General features: G+C 74.1%; 15 protein-coding genes. 10 read left to right on the top strand and 5 right to left on the bottom strand.

Translation table 11 applies throughout. The annotated features are described in order from the left end of the window. From ACWEFJ_RS27705 to ACWEFJ_RS27690, 4 genes are read left to right on the top strand one after another with little or no spacing between them, the layout of a single operon-like run. The gene (locus tag ACWEFJ_RS27705) at positions 1 to 459 is read left to right on the top strand and encodes an SRPBCC family protein (protein ID WP_449715500.1); all 459 of its coding nucleotides are present in this window, start codon (positions 1 to 3) and stop codon (positions 457 to 459) included. Beyond that, positions 444 to 773: a TcmI family type II polyketide cyclase gene (locus tag ACWEFJ_RS27700; RefSeq protein WP_378091539.1), complete on the top strand. Its 330-nt coding sequence runs from the start codon at positions 444 to 446 to the stop codon at positions 771 to 773. The genes ACWEFJ_RS27705 and ACWEFJ_RS27700 overlap by 16 nt, the downstream gene beginning before the upstream one ends. Then, positions 766 to 2379 (top strand): FAD-dependent monooxygenase, encoded by a 1614-nt coding sequence (locus ACWEFJ_RS27695; RefSeq protein WP_449715499.1) that lies wholly within the window; start codon positions 766 to 768, stop codon positions 2377 to 2379. Before ACWEFJ_RS27700 ends, ACWEFJ_RS27695 begins: the two co-directional genes overlap by 8 nt. Before the next feature lie 56 nt (positions 2380 to 2435). After that, complete coding sequence (locus tag ACWEFJ_RS27690) at positions 2436 to 3389, top strand: cyclase family protein (protein WP_449715498.1); 954 nt, start codon at positions 2436 to 2438, stop codon at positions 3387 to 3389. A 3-nt stretch (positions 3390 to 3392) separates the two neighbouring features. Here ACWEFJ_RS27690 and ACWEFJ_RS27685 read toward each other — a convergent pair whose 3' ends face one another. Further along, a complete protein-coding gene (locus tag ACWEFJ_RS27685; RefSeq protein ID WP_449715497.1) occupies positions 3393 to 6986 on the bottom strand; it encodes a glycosyl hydrolase 53 family protein in 3594 nt (1197 codons plus the stop codon). A gap of 613 nt (positions 6987 to 7599) precedes the next feature. Here ACWEFJ_RS27685 and ACWEFJ_RS27680 point away from each other — a divergent pair. Beyond that, entirely contained in the window at positions 7600 to 7968 is a 369-nt protein-coding gene (locus ACWEFJ_RS27680) for an RICIN domain-containing protein (protein ID WP_449715496.1), read from the top strand. Between the two features lie 54 nt (positions 7969 to 8022). Next, on the top strand, positions 8023 to 9528 hold the full coding sequence (locus ACWEFJ_RS27675; protein ID WP_449715495.1) for an RICIN domain-containing protein: 1506 nt from the start codon (positions 8023 to 8025) through the stop codon (positions 9526 to 9528). Positions 9529 to 9869: 341 nt separating this feature from the next. Here the strand turns inward: ACWEFJ_RS27675 and ACWEFJ_RS27670 are convergent, their stop codons facing one another. Next, a complete protein-coding gene (locus tag ACWEFJ_RS27670) occupies positions 9870 to 11579 on the bottom strand; it encodes an IlvD/Edd family dehydratase (protein WP_449715494.1) in 1710 nt (569 codons plus the stop codon). 101 nt (positions 11580 to 11680) lie between these two features. Here ACWEFJ_RS27670 and ACWEFJ_RS27665 point away from each other — a divergent pair, with 101 nt between their 5' ends. The 3 genes from ACWEFJ_RS27665 to ACWEFJ_RS27655 all read left to right on the top strand — a co-directional run bounded on the left by ACWEFJ_RS27665 (position 11681) and on the right by ACWEFJ_RS27655 (position 14431). Further along, a complete protein-coding gene (locus ACWEFJ_RS27665; protein WP_449715493.1) occupies positions 11681 to 12451 on the top strand; it encodes an IclR family transcriptional regulator in 771 nt (256 codons plus the stop codon). 91 nt (positions 12452 to 12542) lie between these two features. Continuing rightward, positions 12543 to 13403, top strand: a complete 861-nt coding sequence (locus ACWEFJ_RS27660; protein ID WP_449715492.1) for a fumarylacetoacetate hydrolase family protein — start codon at positions 12543 to 12545, stop codon at positions 13401 to 13403. After that, positions 13400 to 14431, top strand: a complete 1032-nt coding sequence (locus ACWEFJ_RS27655) for a zinc-dependent alcohol dehydrogenase (protein WP_449715491.1) — start codon at positions 13400 to 13402, stop codon at positions 14429 to 14431. The genes ACWEFJ_RS27660 and ACWEFJ_RS27655 overlap by 4 nt, the downstream gene beginning before the upstream one ends. A gap of 120 nt (positions 14432 to 14551) precedes the next feature. On the opposite strand, the gene ACWEFJ_RS27650 is transcribed toward ACWEFJ_RS27655, so the two are convergent. The 3 genes from ACWEFJ_RS27650 to ACWEFJ_RS27640 all read right to left on the bottom strand — a co-directional run bounded on the left by ACWEFJ_RS27650 (position 14552) and on the right by ACWEFJ_RS27640 (position 17166). Further along, on the bottom strand, positions 14552 to 15205 hold the full coding sequence (locus ACWEFJ_RS27650) for an 8-oxoguanine DNA glycosylase OGG fold protein (RefSeq protein WP_449715490.1): 654 nt from the start codon (positions 15203 to 15205) through the stop codon (positions 14552 to 14554). A 46-nt stretch (positions 15206 to 15251) separates the two neighbouring features. Beyond that, on the bottom strand, positions 15252 to 16259 hold the full coding sequence (locus ACWEFJ_RS27645) for a TerC family protein (RefSeq protein WP_378091517.1): 1008 nt from the start codon (positions 16257 to 16259) through the stop codon (positions 15252 to 15254). Between the two features lie 73 nt (positions 16260 to 16332). Beyond that, positions 16333 to 17166, bottom strand: coding sequence for a helix-turn-helix transcriptional regulator (locus ACWEFJ_RS27640; protein WP_449715489.1), 834 nt, complete (start codon positions 17164 to 17166; stop codon positions 16333 to 16335). A 160-nt stretch (positions 17167 to 17326) separates the two neighbouring features. Here ACWEFJ_RS27640 and ACWEFJ_RS27635 point away from each other — a divergent pair, with 160 nt between their 5' ends. Beyond that, the gene (locus ACWEFJ_RS27635) at positions 17327 to 19018 is read left to right on the top strand and encodes an AMP-binding protein (protein ID WP_449715488.1); all 1692 of its coding nucleotides are present in this window, start codon (positions 17327 to 17329) and stop codon (positions 19016 to 19018) included.

Here is a 19018-nt window from a genome sequence, read left to right as displayed (position 1 = left end):
GTGGCCGGGCACACCGAGAACGAGATCGTCATCGCCGCGCCGATGGACCTGGTGTGGGAGCGCACCAACGACGTCGAGAGCTGGCCGGAGCTGTTCAGCGAGTACGCCTCGGCGCAGGTGCTGGAGCGCGACGGCCACCGCGTCGTGTTCCGCCTCACGATGCACCCGGACGAGCGGGGCAACCAGTGGACCTGGGTGTCCGAGCGCGTGATGGACCCCGCGACCAGGACGGTCACCGCCCGCCGGCTCACCACCGGCCCGTTCGAGCGGATGGACATCAGGTGGACCTACGAGCCGGCCGACGGCGGGGTGCGGATGCGGTGGGTGCAGGACTTCGCCATGAAACCGGACGCGCCGCTGGACGACGCCGCGATGACCAGGCGCATCAACGAGAACAGCCGGGTCCAGATGTCTCTGATCAAGCACAAGGTCGAGGAGTTGGCGTGCACCGCACCGTGATCGTGGCCCGGATGGTCCCCGAAGCCGCCCCGGAGGTCGCGGCGGTGTTCGCCGACGCCGACCGCCACACCGGTCTCCCCGAGGCGATCGGCGTGCGGGCGCGGAGCCTGTTCCGGTTCGGCGACCTGTACCTGCACCTGGTCGAGGGCGACCGGCCGCTGGACGACGCGCTGGCCGAGCACCGCCACGACCACCGCTTCACCCGGATCAGCGAGGACCTGCGCCCCTTCATCACCCCGTACGACCCGGTGGTTTGGCGCGAGCCGAAGGACGCCCTCGCGCACGAGTTCTACCGGTGGGAGCGCCGTGGCTGACGCGCGCGCGACCCGCGTTCCGGTGCTCGTCGCGGGCGGTGGTGTGACCGGGCTGTCCGCCGCGGTGTTCCTGGCCTGGTACGGCGTGCCGACCGTGCTGGTGGAGCGGCGCGGCGAGCCGTTGGCCGAACCGAGGGCCCGCGCGCTCAACCCGCGCACGATGGAGCTGTACCGCGCCGTGGGCCTGGAGGACGCCATCCGCGCGGTGCGGTCGCCGATCGCCGACCACGGCGTCGTCGCGCACGTCGAGACCCTGGCCGGCGCGGAACTCCTGCGGCTGCCGGACCGCCTCGGCACGGGCCCCGACCCGCACAGCCCGTGCGAGTGGGCGGCCATCGACCAGGACCAGCTCGAACCGCTGCTGCGGGACCGGGCCGTCGCGGCCGGCGTCGACGTGCGGTACGGCACCGAGGTCGTGGCCGTGCGGGACCGGCCGGACGGCGTCGTCGCGGTGCTGCGCTGCCACCGCACCGGGCGCGAGGAGGAGGTCGTGGCCGACCACCTCGTCGCGGCGGACGGCGCGCACAGCCCGGTCCGCCGCCTGCTCGGGATCGGCCACGGCGGTCCCGGGACGCTGGCGCGCAAGCTGAACGTCTACTTCGACGCCGACCTGCGCGAGCCCCTGCGCGGGCGCAGGATCGTCGCGCTGACCGTGCGCAACCCGGCCGTCCAGGGCTTCCTCACGCCGGTCGACGGGGTGAAGCGCTGGCGGTTCGCCCTCTCCCTCGGTCCCGACGACGACACCGCCATGACCGAGGAGCGGTGCGTCGGGCTGGTCCGGGCCGCCGTCGGCGTGGACGACCTCCCGATCACCCTCGACCACGTGTCCGACGTGCCGTGGGAGATCGCCGGCCGGGTCGCCGACCGGATGTGCGCCGGTCGGGTGCTGGTCGCCGGCGACGCCGCCCACACCATGCCGCCGGTCGGCACGTTCGGCGTGGCGACCGGCGTCCAGGACGCGTTCAACCTCGCGTGGAAGCTCGCCCTGCGCCACCGCGGCCAGGCGGGGCCCGGGCTGGTCGCCAGCTACGAGACCGAGCGCCTGCCCGTCGCCCGTCACACGACCGGGCTGACGGTCAAGCGGTACGGCCTGGTCAACGGCAACGCCGGCGACCCGCGCGAGAGCGCCCGGCGGCAGCGGATGGCGATGTACGGCTACACCTACCCCGACGGGGCGATCGTCCCGGACGGCGCCACGCCGGACCCGGTGGAGGACCCGGAGCGGCCGTCGGGCGCACCGGGCACCCGAGCACCCCACGTGCCGGTGGAGCACGACGGGCAGCCGGTTTCGCCCGTCGACCTGATGGGCCGGGACTTCGTCCTGCTCACCGGCGTCGCCGGCACCGGCTGGGCGCGGACCGCGACGCTCGCGGCGGAGCGGACCGGCGTCGGCGTCGAACACCACCGGACCCGTCACCTCGACCGGTTCGGCGTGACCGACGCCGGGGCCGTGCTGATCCGCCCGGACGGCTTCATCGCCTGGCGCACGCCGGGAGCCGACGACTCCGACACCCTCGTCGCGGCGATCAACCGCGTGCTGTTCAGCCCGAACGCGAAGTGCATCCGTGAACGCGGAGGGCCGCAGCGCCACGAGTCCGTGCCGTAGCCTGCCACCGGACCGGCCGGCCGCCGGTCCGGTGGCACGAGGAGCCGGGGGCGGGCATGACGGCAGGGCGACCGGCGCCCACGCAGGACGACGTGCTCGGGTACTTCGACGCGTTGTCCAACTGGGGGCGCTGGGGCGACGACGACGAGCTGGGCACGCTGAACCACGTCACCGACGACGTCCGGCTGGCGGCGGCGCGGGCCGTGCGGCACGGCCGGAGCGTGTCGTGCGCGTGGGAGGTCTCGGCGCCGGACGACATGGAGCGGTCCACGACGACGTTCCCGCGCGCGGCGGACATGCCGGGCGGCGAGCACCTGCCGGCGGCGTTCCACCGCGACCGGCGCTGGGGCTTCTCGTCCGAGCGGCTCGGCATCGCGTTCCACGGCAACACCGTCACCCACGTCGACTCGCCGTGCCACGTCCACTGGGACGGCAGGATGTACAACGGGCGGTCGCACTCGCTCGTCGACCCCGCGACCGGATCGGCGTGGGGCGCGGTCACGGCGGCGGCGAACGGCATCGTCACGCGCGGTGTCCTGCTGGACGTCGCGCGGGTCCGCGACGTGCCGTGGCTGGAGCCGGGGCAGGGCGTGTTCCCCGAAGACCTGGAGGAGGCCGAGCGCCGCCAGGGCGTGCGGGTGCGGCCGGGCGACGCCGTGCTGCTGCGCACCGGCCACGGCCGAGCCCGGCACGAGTCCGGCGCGTCGGGCGGGTTCACGCAGGCCGGCTGGCACGCGTCCTGCCTGCCGTGGCTGCACGCCCGGCAGGTCGCGCTGATCGGCGCGGACACCCCGCAGGACGTGCAGCCGTCGGGCTACGACGACGTGCTGATGCCGGTGCACGCCGTCGGCCTGGTGGCGATGGGCCTGTGGCTGCTGGACAACTGCGACCTGGAGGCGTGCGCGGCGACGGCCGCCGGGCTGGGCCAGTGGGACTTCCAGCTCGCGGTCGCGCCGGTCCGGTTCGCCGGCACGTCCGGCAGCCCGGTCAACCCGATCGCCACCTTCTGACCGCTACCGCCGGACCTCCACCCGGACGTCGCCGCTGGTGCTCGTGCCCGCCGCGTTCACGAACTCGGCGCGGTAGAGGTAGGAGCCCCCGGGCTTGCCGGTGACGGCCAGCTCGGCCCTCTGCGCGTTCGGCGTGGCGGCCGGCAGCGGTTCCTCCGCGACGAGCACGCCGTTCTCGAAGAACCGGTACGACGTCGCGTTGGTGCCCCACCACAGGTTCGCGACGACCCGGTAGTCGCCGTCCCGGTCGGCGTTGTCGTGGCTGATCGAGGGCGTCGCCGGGGCTGCCCGGGTCACCGTGACCGTCACCGGCCGCACGGCGGTCCGGCCCCGGGAGTTGACCAGCTCGCCGGTGTACACGTAGGCGCCGTTGGGCTTGCCCGTCACCGGGACGCTCGCGGACTGGGCGTTGAGGCCGTCCGGTGCCAGCGGCACGCGGGCGATGAGCACGCCGTTCTCGTAGAGCCGCAACGACGTGGCGTTCTCGCCCCACCACAGGTTCATCCGCACCGCGTACGCGCCGTCGTGCAGGCCGGTGTCCCAGCCGTTGTCGTGCGAGAGCACGCCCTGCCCGGGCGCCTGCCGGGCGCTGTCGCGGACGACCAGGTCCGCCACCGCGTCGGCGAGCGCGCGGCGTGCGCCGTCCACCGCGTCCCGGGTCGGGCGGTCGGCGTCGAGCACCACGTGCGCCCGCTCGATCGCGGCGACCAGCGTCGCCGCCGACCCGGGCGTGTAGCCGCCGCGGTCGATCCCCTCGGCCTCGGCGACGGCCGCCGCGAGCCCGTCGGTGTCCACGTCGGCCGCGCCGGCGCGGACCAGGCGCAGCTCGTCGATCGAGCCCCACGCGCCCGCGCCGAGCGCGAACGACGCCGACACGGTCAGCTCGCCGTCCGCGTCGACGGCCACCGGCGCGGTGGTGGCGGTGCGGAACGCCTTCCAGCCCGCCAGCTCCAGCGGGACGCCGGCCGACCCGGCGGTGGAACGGGCCGACAGCGTCAACGCGTCGGAAGGGCTCGCCCCGGCGCCCTGCGTCACGGCGGACAGCACGTACTCGCCCGCCGGGAGGCCGGACAACCGCTGCGTGAGGGTGAACGAGTAGGCGGAGTCGAGCCAGAACGCCAGCGCGCGCGAGCCGCCGGCCGCGTCGTCGGTGCCCACGATGCGCGCGCCCGGCCCGTCGACCGTCCACATCGACGTGTCGGCGTCCTCGAACCCGCCGTTGCGCAACCAGTTCCGCCCGGTCACCGTGACGCGCGCGGTCACCGCGAGACCGGCGTCGGTGGCGCCGCGGATCGCGTACGCGCCCGGCCCCGCGATCCACCGCACGGCGTCGGACCACGTCACCGGCTGCTCGGTGACGACGCCGTCGTAGGCCGTCACGGTGACGTGCGGGGGCAGTCGGACCGGCTCGCCGTCCACGACGGCGACCGCCACCGGCTCGACCCTCGGCGCGGGGGCCTCACCGACGGGTTCCAGCCCGCCGAAGGCGTCGTCGAGCCGCCGCACGGCCCCGGCCACCCGGTCGGCGGCGGGGGAGAGCGCGCCCAGGACCACCCGGCCCACCTCGACGGCGCGGTCCAGCGGGGCGAGGTCGGCGAACGCGGCGCGGTCGATCCGCCCGGCGCGGTCCACCAAAGCCCGCAGCGCGCCCGTGTCCGCGCCCGGCGGCAGGTGGCGGACCAGCTCGACGTCGTCCAGCGTGCCCCACGCGCCGCCCGGCAGGTCGGCCGTGATCGTCACGGTGGCCGAACCGCCCTCGGGGACGGTCACCGCGCCGGTCGTCGGCGTCGACCAGTTGCGCCAACCGGTCAGCGCGAACGAGGCCGTGCCGGCGCCGGCCGGGGTCGCCAGCGTGATCCGGACGTCGTCGGGCGTGGCCTCGCCGTCGCCCTGGAGCGCGGCGCGGGCCACGTAGTCGCCCGCGGCCAGGCCGTCGACGCGTTGCGAGAGCGTGAAGGCGTAGGGGTCGGGGGAGTGGAAGTGCGCGGACCGCTCCCCGCCGTGCGGGTCGTCGGTCGCGCGGACCGTGACGCCCGTTCCGGCGCGTTCCCACATGCCGGTGTCCGGCGCCTCGAAACCGGGGTTGCGCAGGAAGTTCCGCTGCGCGACGACGACGGCCGCCTCGGTCGCGCGCCCGGACGCCGTCACCCCGCTCACCCGGTAGGAGCCCGGGCCGGAGATCCACTCCTGCGCGCCCGACCACGTGACGGGCTGCTCCTCCGCGGAACCGTCGTTGTAGGCGACGGTGACCGCCGACGGCAGGACGACCGGCTCGCCCTCCGGCACGGTCAGCGCCACCGTCCCCACGCCGGTCACCTCGCGCGGCGCCACGGACCCGGTGCGGGCGTACGCGAACACGTTCAGCGATTCCAGCGGTGTGCCGTCGGCGGCGAACAGGGCCTGGTTCTCCCAGGCCGAGCCGCCGAAGTGGAGGCCCGCGTCGTGCGGGTCGTACCCGCCCGCGTGGCTCGACGCCCACCCGGAGCCGTCCCGTTCCCAGAGCAGCCTGTTCGCCTCCAGCGCGGACGGCGGCCCGACCGGCAACCACGCCGGCTCCCAGTAGTAGACGCCGATGCCCGCCGCGCCGACGTCCACGACGGCCTGGACCACGTCGCGCACCGCCGTGGCCTGGCCCTGCACGCTCACCGGGTACTGCGTGGCCTCCGAGGGCAGGTCGATGACGTTGCCGTGCCCGTCGCCATCGGCCAGCGTGTGCGCCCACGACGTCTCCGCGACCACGACCCGCTTGCCGTAGGTGTCGGCGACGTGCTTGAGCACGGACGTCAGGTTCGCGGGGGTCCCGTGCCAGTACGGGTAGTAGCTGGACGCGAAGACGTCGTAGTCCACGCCGCGTGCCGCGAGTTCCCGCGCGTACCCGGCGTAGCGGCCGCTCGACTCGGGATTGGTGAAGTGGAGGGCGACCAGCGCGTCGGGCAGCACCGCCCGAACCGCCGCCGAGCCGGCCGAGAAGAGCCGGGCCATGCCCTCCCACCCGGTCACACCGGCCACGGCGTTGTTGGTCTCGTTGCCGACCTGCACCATGCGCACGTCGACGCCCGCCGCCTTGAAGCGGTGCAGCGCGTCGGTGGTGAACCGGCCGACCGCGTCGGCCTTCTCCGCGACGGAGAGCCCGGCCCACGCCTTCGGCGCCTGCTGCTTCGCCGGGTCGGCCCAGAAGTCGGAGTAGTGGAAGTCCACCAGCACCCGCAGCCCGGCACGGGTCGCCCGCGCCCCGATCTCCACGGCCCGCGCGACGTCGACGGTCCCGCCCCCGTACCCGTTGCCGGCGGCGTCGTACGGGTCGTTCCACACGCGGACGCGGACGTCGGTGATCCCGGCTCCGGCGAGGACCGCGAACAGGTCGGCCGGCTGCCGGGCGGCGTCGCGGAACACCACCCCCGAGCGCTCCAGGGCGATCACGGACGACACATCGACCCCGTTGACGAAGTCCTCGGGCAGGTTCTCGACCTTGCGGACCACGATGCCCGCCTCGACCGGGCCGTCCGCGGCCTGGGCGGGCGGCGTCGCCAGGGCGCCGGCGAGCACCAGCCCGACCACCGCCACCGCTCGCGGTCCGTGCAGGGAGGCGACTCGCATGGCGTGCTCCGTGGGGTGATCCGGCTCCAGGGTGCTGTGAACGTACACAACAAGTCGGCGCAGTACCAGGGGTCAGACTGGCTCCACCAATGGTGACTGTGTGGGAACGTGCACAGTCGGCCTGTCGCCGCCTGATGTCCCTGGTGAGGTGGGGTGGGAGGGAGTGGCCGGAGCCGTGCGCAGCGGATCCGGGGCCGGCGAAACGGCTCGTCGCGGCCCGGTGACCGGAAGTCGCCAGTCGTATTGACACCGTCGAGCGCTTCCTCGCACACTATGACCGCTCCGGATGTTAACGCAAACATCCGGGTTCTCCACCCGCCCGCAACGCCGTGGACGACGGTCGACGGCGACGCCGAGCCGGGCGATCCCGACGGGCCGCCGCCGGAGGTCGCGACGACCGGCACGCCGGGCACCGCGGAACCGCCGGCCAGGGCCGGTCGACCGAGCGCAGTCGTCGACACCTCCGAGGAGATCAACGATGAACTCTTCACCCGCCCGCCGCGCACGCCCCACCCGTCGCGTCGCCGGTTAAGCGCTTTCCCTCTCCGTCCACACCGGACGGCACGACCGGTCCGCTCCCGTCCGCGTTCGACCGCGTCCGTCCGCGTCCGGGGTGCTCACGCCTGCCCCGGCCCCGAGCCGCCGACCGCGTGCCCGATCCCGCCGAACCGGGAGACCACCCGTGACCCGAACGCCGAAGCCCGGACAACCGGCCGGCCCGACTCGGCCTCGCGGTGCCCACGGCCGCCTGCGCCGCGGTGGTCGTCGCCCCGCCCGCCCGAGCCGCCTCCGGGCACGTCCACACCACGTTCAAGGGCGACGCCCGGTCGAGGACGCCGGCGGCGGCTACTCCCGCGTGGTCAACCAGAACAGCGGCAAGTGCCTCGACGTCGTGAACTCCGGCGCCGGCGACGGTGCCGACATCCCGCAGTACACCCGCGGCACCGGCGCGAACCGGCAGCGGAGCCGCACCCGGACCTGATCCACGACACCCGAATCCCCGCACCCGGCGGGACCACGCCTGATTGGACAACCGATGACACCGACCACGACGTCCGACGGCCACCCGGCACGAGCGCCGAGGAGAACCCGGCGTTCGCTGACCGCCCTGGTGGCGACCGCGCTGACGGTGACGGCGAGCCTGGTCGCCCTCACGCCGACGGCCACCGCCGCCACCAGCCAGTTCCGCGGCATGAACTGGGCCATGCTGGGCGACAACTTCACCACCGGCACGCTCGTCGTGCAGGGCCTCAACCAGTCCGACAGCTACGCGACCGTGCGGGCGAAGGCCAACGCCCTGTACGACGACATGGCCTCCACCATGGGCGTCAACACCGTCCGGTTGCCGATCAACACCCACACCGTCGCCAACACGACCTGGTGGAACTCCTACCGAGGGGCCATCGACGCCGCCACCGAGCGCGGGTTCAAGGTCATCCTCGCGTACTGGGAGGACGGCGCGGCCTCCGGCGGCCGGATCACCAACCTGGCCGCGTGGAACACGATGTGGTCCAGCGTGACCAACACCTACGGGTCCAACGCCAACGTCTACTTCGAGCCGATGAACGAGCCGCACGGCTACTCGTCGGCGGAGTGGCGCACCGTCGCGGCGAACTGGTTGGCCTACCACACGTCGGCCGTGCCCGGCCGGGTGCTCATCGGCGGCACCGGCTTCAGCCAGGACCTGCGCGACATCTGCAACGACAGCCGCTTCAACGCCACGCTGCTGTCGTTCCACTACTACGCCTTCTTCTACAGCCCGATGACCTACGACGCGTTCCGCAGCCACATGCAGACGCGCTTGGGCAACTGCGCGTCCCGCGCGGTCGTGACCGAATTCGGCTCGCCGCAGTCCACCGGTCTCAACTACGGCGACGCCAACAGCACGGACAACTTCGTGCGCTACCTCCGCGCCGTGGCGCAGGTCATGCGGGACAACAGGATGGGCGGCACGTACTGGCCCGCGCTCGGCGGCAAGCTGACCGGCAACCTCGGCTACGACCACTACTCGCTGTACGCGTTGAGCGGCAGCGGCACCAACCTCGACCTGACCCTGCGCAACGCCTCCGGGGCCGACCGGGTCCGCTACGCCTGGGGCGACGGCTCCACGAACCCGCCGGTGGGCACGTACTACCGGCTCGACGTGCGCCACAGCGGCAAGTCGATGGACGTCCAGCAGCCGAACACCGACAACGGCGCGCGCATCGGCCAGTACACCTACGGCGGCAACGCCTGGCAGCAGTGGCAGTTCGAGGACGCCGGCAGCGGCTACTGGCGCATCGTCAGCCGCCACAGCGGGAAGTGCCTCGACGTGGTCGGCGCGTCCACCGCCGACGGCGCGGAACTCATCCAGTACACGTGCGGCAGCGGCACGAACCAGCAGTTCCAGATGGTGGCCAACGGCGGCTACTTCCAGCTCCGGGCCCGGCACAGCGGCAAGTGCGTGGACGTGCCCGCCGCGTCGACCGCGGACGGCGCGATCCTCAAGCAGTACACCTGCAACACCGGCGCCAACCAGCAGTGGTCGCGCACGACCGTGTGACGACCTCCTCCGCGGGTCGTCGGTTCACGCGCACGTCCGTGAACCGGCGCGGCCACGGCCCGGCGTCGTCCCTTCGACGCCGGGCCGCTGGGCGCGGGAGTCCTCGCGTCCCGACGGCCGGCGTGCCCTCGGCCGGATCCCGAACCCCGGCGCGCACGACCGGAAAGCCTTGCGCCGCGCACCGCTCGGCCCGTCCCGCTCGGCGCGGTCCCTGCCCGGCCGGGTCGGCTCGTCGCGGTCGGCGCGATCGCGGCCCGGTCGGCTCGTTCCGCTCGCCGCGATCCCGGCCCGGTCGGCTCGTCCCGGTCGGCGCGATCCCGGCCGGTCCGCGGTCGTCCCGGTCAGTGCGATTCCCGGCTGACCCGCGACCCGCTGGAACCGAGCAGGAAGTCCAGATCCGCCCCGGTGTCCGCCTGGAGCACGTGGTCGACGTAGAGGCGTTCCCAGCCGCGACGGGGGTTGGCGAACCCGGCGACGGTGGCCTCGTCGGGCGTGCGGGCGGCCAGTTCCTCGTCCGACAGCTCGACGTCGATGCGCCGGGCCTCGACGTCCAGGGTGATCACGTCGCCGGTGCGGACGAGCGCGAGCGGCCCCCCGGCGGCGGCCTCGGGCGCGACGTGCAGCACGACGGTGCCGTAGGCGGTGCCGGACATGCGGCCGTCGCAGACGCGGACCATGTCGCGCACGCCCTGCTCCAGCAGCTTCTTCGGCAGCGGCATGTTCGACACCTCCGGCATGCCGGGGTAACCCTTGGGCCCGCAGCCGCGCAGCACCAGCACCGAGTCGGCGTCCACGTCCAGGTCCGGGTCGTCCACCCGGGCGTGGAAGTCCTCGATGGAGTCGAACACCACGGCCCGGCCGCGGTGCTTGAGCAGGTGCGGCGACGCGGCGGCGGGCTTCACCAGGGCTCCGCGCGGCGCGAGGTTTCCCCGCAGCACCGCGATGCCCCCGTGCTCCACCAGCGGCGTCGCGCGGGTGCGGATGACCTCCGGGTCCCAGATCGGCGCGTCGTCCAGGTACTCGACCAGCGGCCTGCCCGTCACGGTGAGCGCGTCGGGGTCGAGCAGGTCGCGCACCTCGCGCAGCACGGCGAGCAGACCGCCCGCGCGGTGGAAGTCCTCCATGAGGAACCGGCCGGCGGGCTGGAGGTCCACGAGCACCGGCACGTCCGAGCCGATCCGGTCGAAGTCGTCCAGGGTCAGGTCGACGCCCAGGCGTCCGGCGATGGCGAGCAGGTGGACCACCGCGTTGGTCGAGCCGCCGATCGCGGCCAGGGCGACGATGGCGTTGTGGAACGACGCCCTGGTGAGGAACGCGCCGGGTCGCCGGTCGGCGGTGACCAGCTCCACGGCGAGCCGGCCGGTGCGGTGCGCGGCCTCCAGCAGGCGGCTGTCCGGGGCGGGCGTGCCCGCGACGCCGGGGACGACGACGCCCAGGGCCTCGGCCACCAGCGCCATGGTGGACGCGGTGCCCATGGTGTTGCAGTGGCCCCGGCTGCGGATCATCGCCGACTCGGACCGGATGAACTGCTCGTTCGACAGCGAGCCCGCGCGCACCTCCTCCGACAGCCGCCACACGTCGGTGCCGCACCCCAGCGGCACGCCGCGGAACGTGCCGGTCAGCATCGGTCCGCCCGGCACGACCACGGCGGGCAGGTCCACCGAGGCGGCGGCCATGAGCAGCGACGGGATGGTCTTGTCGCACCCGCCGAGCAGCACCACGCCGTCGATCGGGTTGGCCCGCAGCATCTCCTCGGTGGCCATCGCGGCCATGTTCCGCCACAGCATCGCGGTGGGGCGGACCTGCGTCTCGCCCAGCGACACCACGGGCAGCTCCAGCGGGATGCCGCCGGCCTCGTGGATGCCGTCGCGCACCGACGCGGCCACCTCCGTCAGGTGCGCGTTGCACGGCGTCAGGTCCGAGGCGGTGTTGGCGATGGCGATCTGCGGGCGGTCGAACGCGTCACCGGGCACCCCGCGCCGCATCCACGCGCGGTGGATGTAGGCGTTGCGACCGTCCCCCGCGTACCACTGGGCGCTCCGTAACGTCACCTGCGACCGCCTTCCACCTATCGACACGATGGTCTAACTTGTGGAACGCGATGAACGATAACCACCCGTCGGCGAAAGCGACAGCACCCGCGACCGGGGACGTGGCTCGGCTCGACGCGAGCAGGCTCGTCGGGTCCGACCGCGTGCTCGCCGTCCTCAAGGAGCTGGCCCGCCACCCCGGCGGCGTCGGGCTGGAGGAGCTGACGAGGGTGATCGGCAGCCCCAAGCCGACCGTGCACCGGGCGCTGGGCTCGCTGCGCCGCGCGGGCCTGGCCGACCAGGACGCGCGCGGGCGCTACCTGCTCGGCGACGAATTCCTCCGGATGGCCTTCGCGCACCACGAGGCGCGCCCGGACCACGTGCGCGTGCGCCCGGTGCTGGAGTCGCTGGCGCACCGGTTCGGGGAGACGACGCACTACGCGGTCCTCGACGGCCGCGAGGTCGTCTACCGGGAGAAGGTCGACCCGCCCGCGGGCCCGGTCCGGCTGACCTCGACCGTCGGCGGGCGCAACCCGGCGCACGCGACCGCCGTCGGCAAACTGCTGCTCGCCCACCGCCTGCGGACCCGGGACGACGTCGCGGCGTGGATCGGCCCGACCGACCTCGAACGCCGGACCCCGAACACGCGCGGCACGGTCGACGCCCTGCACCGCGACCTGGTCGAGGCGCGCGAGCGCGGCTACGCCACCGACGACCAGGAGAACGAGCCGGGCGTGAACTGCGTCGCGCTGCCCGTGTACGCGACCTCGCCCACGACGCCCTCCGGCGCGCTGAGCGTCAGCGCGCTGGCCTACCGCACGCCGTTGCGCGCCCTGGTCGACGCCGTGGACGGGATCCGCGACCTGCTCGGCGACCTGGGCGGGGCGCGGTGACCGCCGCCGCGCGGACCCGGCTGCCCGGCCCGTCGTTACCGCGCCCCGTCGCCCCCTGATCGCCCGTTCCACCGAGCCCGGAGAAAAACCCTTGTACCTCATGCGCATCGGCGCGCCCGGCGCCGAGAAGCCCGTCGCCCGCCTGGACGACGAGACCTACGTCGACCTGTCCGACGTCGTCCGCGACTTCGACGAGGAGTTCTTCGGCAGCGGCGGCCCCGACCGCGTCCGCCCCGTCGTCGCCGACCGCGCCGAGGCGGGCCGGGTGTCCCGGTTCGCGGGCGAGCGCGTCGGCGCGCCCATCGCCCGCCCGCACCAGATCCTGTGCATCGGCCTGAACTACCGCGACCACGCCGCCGAGACCGGCCAGGCCGTGCCCGACGAGCCGATCCTGTTCACCAAGTCGCCGAACACGCTCGTCGGCCCCGACGACGACATCCGCATCCCGCGCGGCTCGACCAAGACCGACTGGGAGGTCGAACTCGGGATCGTGGTCGGCCGGCGCACCTCCTACCTGGACTCGGTCGAGGAGGCGCGCGACGCGATCGCCGGCTACCTGGTCGTCAACGACGTCAGCGAGCGCTCGTTCCAGCTGGAGCGCGGCGGGCAGTGGACCAAGGGCAAGTCCGCCGAGACGTTCAACCCGGCCGGCCCGTGGCTCGTCACGCCGGACGAGATCGACGACGTCCTCGCGCTGGACCTGTGGCTCGACGTCAACGGGGAGCGCCGGCAGACCGGCAGCACCGCCACGATGGTCTTCGACCCGTACTTCATCGTGCACCACCTGAGCCAGTTCATGGTGCTGGAGCCGGGCGACCTCATCAACACCGGCACCCCGCCCGGCGTCGGCATGGGCCTCGACCCGCAGGTCTGGCTGCGGCCCGGCGACGTGGTGGAGTTGGGCATCCGGGGGCTGGGCAGCCAGCGCCAGCACGTGCTCGCCCCGCGATGAGCCGGGCCACCATGCGCGCCTTCGTGCTCACCGGGCCCCGGGAGGGGGAGGCGCGCGAGGTGCCCGTGCCGGACGCCGTCGCGGGGGAGGTGGTCGTGGACGTCGAGCGGGTCGGCGTGTGCGGCACGGACGTCGAGTTCTTCACCGGCGAGATGGCCTACCTGCACGAGGGGCACAGCTCGTACCCGATGCGGCTGGGCCACGAGTGGTCGGGCACCGTCCGCGCCGTTGGCGAGGGCGTGGACCCGGCCTGGCTCGGCCGCCGGGTCATGGGCGACACCATGCTGGGCGACCGGACGTGCCGCCGGTGCCGGCGCGGGCGGCAGCACGTCTGCGAGCGGCGGCAGGAGGTCGGCATCCGCGACGGGCGGCCCGGCGCGCTGGCCGAGCGGATCGCCGTGCCCGCGTGGTCGTTGCACGTGCTGCCGGACCGGGTCGACGCGGCGCTCGGCGCGCTGGTCGAGCCGGGCGGCAACGCGCTGCGCGCCGCCCGGGCCGCCGACGTCGGCCCCGGCGACCGGGCGCTGGTGCTGGGACCGGGGACGATCGGCCTGCTCACCGCGATGTTCCTGCGCGCCGAGGGCGTCGAGGTGCACCTGATGGGCCGGGCCGACGAGTCGCCCGCCTTCGCCCGGGCGCTGGGCTTCGACCGCACGTGGACCGAGGACACCCTGCCGGACCTGCCGTTCGACGCCGTGGTGGACGCCTCGAACGCCGCCCACCTCCCGGCGCTGGCGCTCGACCGGGTGGAGCCTTCGGGCCGGGTCGTCTACATCGGACTGGCGGGCAACCCGAGCCGGATCGACACGAGGGCGTTGGCGCTGAAGGACGTCACCGCCGTCGGCGTCCTGTCCGCCTCGCCGGGCCTGGCCGACACGATCACCGCCTACGCCACCGGAACCGTCGACCCGCGCCCACTCGTCGCCGCGACCGTGGGCCTGGACCGGGTCGCCGACGTGTTGGCCGGGCACCCCGTCGAGGGTGCCGGACCGGGCCCGAAGATCCACGTCGACCCGACCCTGCTTTGACCGGACCCCGCACGCGCGCCGGCCTGACTCGCACCGCCGGACCCGCGCCGGCCGGACCTTCGCTGGTCAGATCCGGTCGGACTCGCGCCGGCCGGGCCTCGCGCTGACCGGCCGCCTGCCTCACCCGGCGTCCGGCGGGCCGGCGAACAGCGCCAGTTCCACCTCGTCCGGCGCGCAGCGGTGCTCCCGCGCCCACCGGGCCAGCAGGTCGCAATACCGCTGGTAGGTCCGCGCCGGCCAGGACCCGGCGGGGTCGAGGGAGGCCCAGCCGCAGTGGTCGCGCAGGGCGGTGGCCACGACCCGGTCCAGGATCAGGCACGGGTGCTCCCGGCTGCCGCCACCGGCGAAGTAGAGGAACTTCGTGAAGAACGACGGGCCCAGCCACCCGATCGCGCTGCGCCCGTCGGGCCACAGCACCGCGTACGCGCCGGCGGGGTCGTGCCGCGACCTCGCCGCCGCCTCGGTGAGGAGGCGTTCGGCGCGCGGCACGTCGGCGGCGATGCTGTCCAACCTGCGCGCGTTCTGCCGCAACCGGCTGCCCGACCCCCACGCCAGGACCCGCCACAGCGTCGTGAACACGTCGTCGGCCGGCGCCCACACCTCGGCCCGGGTGAGCGTCGGGCCGACCGGCGGCCGGCCGGGCAGCCCGCGATCGCCGATCGCCGATCGCCACCACCGCTCCCGGATCCGGATGGCGTGGTCGCCGACGCCCACCTCGCGGGGACGGGACGGTACCGCCCAGGGCGGCAGCGCCACCGTCGTCAGATCGGTCATCGGCATGTCCGGTGCATCGCGGTCCGCGCGCTGCCGTTACCCGACCTCACCGCTCGCGGTCGCGGGCCTCGTCCGAGCGGGCGCGCAGGGAGCCCGCGTGCGCCTTGGCCGACGGGTCGCGGCGGGTCTTGACCAGGCTCGCCACGGTCACCACCAGCAGCACGACCACGATCACGCCGAGGCTCAGCGGGGTCGGGATCTCGGGCACGCGGTCGTCCACGTCGACGTGGGCCCAGTGCAGGATCAGCTTCACCCCGATGAACGCGAGGATCAGCGCGAGCCCGGCCGACAGGTACACCAGCCGGTCGAGCAAGCCCTTGACCAGGAAGAACAACGCCCGCAGCCCGAGCAGAGCGAACGCGTTCGCGGTGAAGACGATGTAGGGCTCCTCGGTCACGCCGAACACCGCCGGGATCGAGTCCAGCGCGAACAGCAGGTCCACGCCGCCGATGGCCACCAGCACGACGAACAGGGGTGTGGCCACGCGCCGGCCGTCCACCCGGGTGAGGATCCGGCCGCCGACGTAGTCGTCGGTGAGCGGCAGGATCCGGCGCGCGGTCCGGACCACCACGTTGTTCTCGATGTCCGGGTCCTCGTCGCGGTGCCGGAAGAGCTGCACCGCGGTGAAGATCAGCAGCACGCCGAACAGCAGGAACATGAACGAGAACAACGCCAGCAGCGTGGCCCCGACCGCGATGAACACCGCCCGCATGAACAGCGCCAGCACGATGCCGAAGGTGAGCACCTTGTGCTGGTGCTCCTCGGGCACCGCGAACGTGGTCATGATGATCACGAAGACGAAGAGGTTGTCGACCGACAGGCTCTTCTCGACGATGTACCCGGCGAAGTACTCGGTCCCGAAGCCGCCGCCGTGGGCCGACCAGAGCCAGACGCCGAAACCGACGGCGACGAGGATGTAGAAGACCGACCAGAGGCCCGCCTCCCGGAACCCGACCCGGTGCGGCCGTGCCGCGGCGAGGGCCAGGTCCACCGCCAGCAGCAGCACGATGAGCGCGATGGTGACCGCCCACGTGAGGCCGGTGATCTGCAGCACGCGCCCCACACTAGACCAATCGGAGCACGACGACCGGGCACGCGGGCGGGTGTCGTCGCCCGTCCGTGACGCCTCAGCCGGCGGTCGGCGGGGCGAGCAGGCCCCACCGGCAGGCGACGTGCACGGCCGCGGTGCGGTTGTGCACGTCGAGCTTGCGCATGCCGCTGCGCAGGTACGCCTTGACCGTCTCGGGCCGCAGCCCCAGCTCGCCGGCGATCTCCAGGTTGCCGTCGCCGCGGGCCACGAGCCGCAGCACGTCCAGCTCGCGCGGCGACAGCCGGGGCCCGCCGGGGACCGGCCGGGCGGGCACGCCGCCGAGGTCGCGGTGGATGCGGGCCAGCCTGGCCCGGAGCCCCGGGTCCTCCGTCGCCGCGACGACCGCCGCCAGGTCGTCCAACGCCCTGGCCCGCGGGTCGGCCACGACGGGCGGGGCGGGCCGCAGGAGGTCCTCGACGTCGCGTTGCAGCCGGGAGGCGATCGTTGTCGCCGCGGTCAGCACCCGGTCGCCGATGGGGTGCGGGTCGCGCACCGCCCCGTAGAGCACCCCGCGCACCGAGCCGCCGACGACCACCGGCACGGCGAACACCGACGTCAGCCGTTCCTCCGCCACCACCACGCGGTCGTAGTCGTGCGTGATGCCGGCCGTGGACGCGTAGTCGTCCACCCGCCGCGCCGCCCCGTGCCGCAGCACCGCTCCGCCGAGGCCGAGCCCGGACCGCACCACCAGGCCGTGCAACGACGTGCCGAGCGTCCCGGTGAGCCGGCTGATGACCAGCGACGACGTGCCGCCCACCGGCCTGGTGGCCCCGCCGAAGACGACGGGCACGCCACCGACCCGCCGCAGCCGCCGCAGGCGCTCCGGCAGCAGCCGCTCGATGAGGTCGTGCACCGCGACGTCGTCGTCCATGCCCTCTCCGGTGGTCGGTGGTGGTCCCCGGGTCGAGACTCGGTCAGCAGGCACGACGAGGTCAAGGGCGCGCTACCCCCCTCCGTGGGTAGTCGGTGGCGAGCGTGCTCACGCAGAGTCGTGCCGTCCGGGACCGGGCGCGCCACGAAGGAGTACGACGATGACCGCGACCGAGGCGTACCGCGCAGCGCGTGACGCGCTGCTGGCGCTCAGGGACGACCACGCCCGTGCCGTCCGCGAGTTCCGCTGGCCGGACCCCGGCGAGCGCTTCAACTGGGCCGTCGACTGGTTCGACGCGATCGCCCGCGGCAACGACCGGCCGGCGCTGGTCATCGCCGAGGAGGACGGCACGGTCACGACGCGCACGTTCGACGAGCTGGCCGTCGCCTCCGACCGCCTGGCCGCGTGGCTCGCGGACCGCGGCGTCCGCCGGGGCGACCCCGTGGTCCTGATGCTCGGCAACCAGGTCGAGCTGTGGGAGTCGATGCTGGCGATCATGAAGCTCGGCGCGGTCATCACGCCCACCACCACGATGGCGGGCCCGGCCGACCTGGTCGACCGGATCGACCGGGGCGGCGCGCGGCACGTCCTGTGCGCGGCGGCGGACGTCGGCAGGTTCGACCGGGTGCCGGGGGAGTACGGCCGGTTCTGCGTGGGACGCGCCGAGGGCTGGGCCGACACCACCGAGGCCGCGGCGCTGGACGTCGCGCCCGCGGCCCACCCCGGCACCGCGCCCGACGACCCGCTGCTGCTGTACTTCACCTCCGGCACCACGTCGCGCCCCAAGCTGGTGCGGCACACCCAGGTCTCGTACCCGGTGGGGCACCTGTCGACCCTCTACTGGCTCGGGCTGCGGCCGGGCGACGTGCACCTCAACATCTCCTCGCCCGGCTGGGCCAAGCACGCGTGGTCGTGCTTCTTCGCCCCCTGGATCGCCGAGGCGACGATCTTCGTCGTCAACTACCGCCGGTTCGAGCCCGGCCCGCTGCTGGAGCGGATCCGCGAGCACGGCGTCACCACGTTCTGCGCACCGCCGACGGTGTGGCGGATGCTGATCAACGCCGACCTGTCGGGCGGCCCCGGCTCGCTGCGCGAGGTCATCGCGGCGGGCGAGCCGCTGAACCCCGAGGTGATCGACCGGGTGCGGCAGGCGTGGGGGCTCACCCTGCGGGACGGCTACGGCCAGACCGAGACGACGGCCCAGATCGGCAACACGCCCGGCTCGGCGGTCAAACCGGGGTCCATGGGCCGGCCGCTGCCCGGCGTGCCGGTGGCGCTCGTCGACCCCGTCACCGGCGAGGTCGTCACCGGTCCCGGCGAGGGCGAGATCTGCCTGGACCTCTCGGCCCGCCCGCTGCCGCTGATGACCGACTACCAGGGCGATCCCGAGCGCGACGCCGAGGCGAAGGCCGGCGGCTTCTACCACACCGGTGACGTCGCGAGCGTCGACCAGGACGGCTACGTCACGTTCATCGGCCGCACCGACGACGTCTTCAAGGCCAGCGACTACAAGATCAGCCCGTTCGAGCTGGAGTCCGTGCTGGTCGAGCACCCGGCGGTGCTGGAGGCGGCCGTCGTGCCGGCCCCGGACCCCGTCCGGCTCGCCGTGCCCAAGGCGTACGTCGCCCTCGCGCCGGGCCACGAGCCGACCGCGGAGACCGCCGGGTCGATCCTCCGCTACGCCCGCGAGCACCTCGCGCCCTACCAGCGCGTGCGCCGGTTGGAGTTCTTCGAGCTGCCGAAGACCATCTCCGGCAAGATCCGCCGGGTCGAGCTGCGCGCCCGCGAGACCGACGCCGCGGCCGGCGGGGAGGACCGCGCCGAATGGCGCGACGACATGTTCTCCGGCTGA

The organism is Actinosynnema sp. NPDC004786 (assembly GCF_053601135.1).
This window is presented reverse-complemented; position numbering and strand designations above follow the sequence as displayed.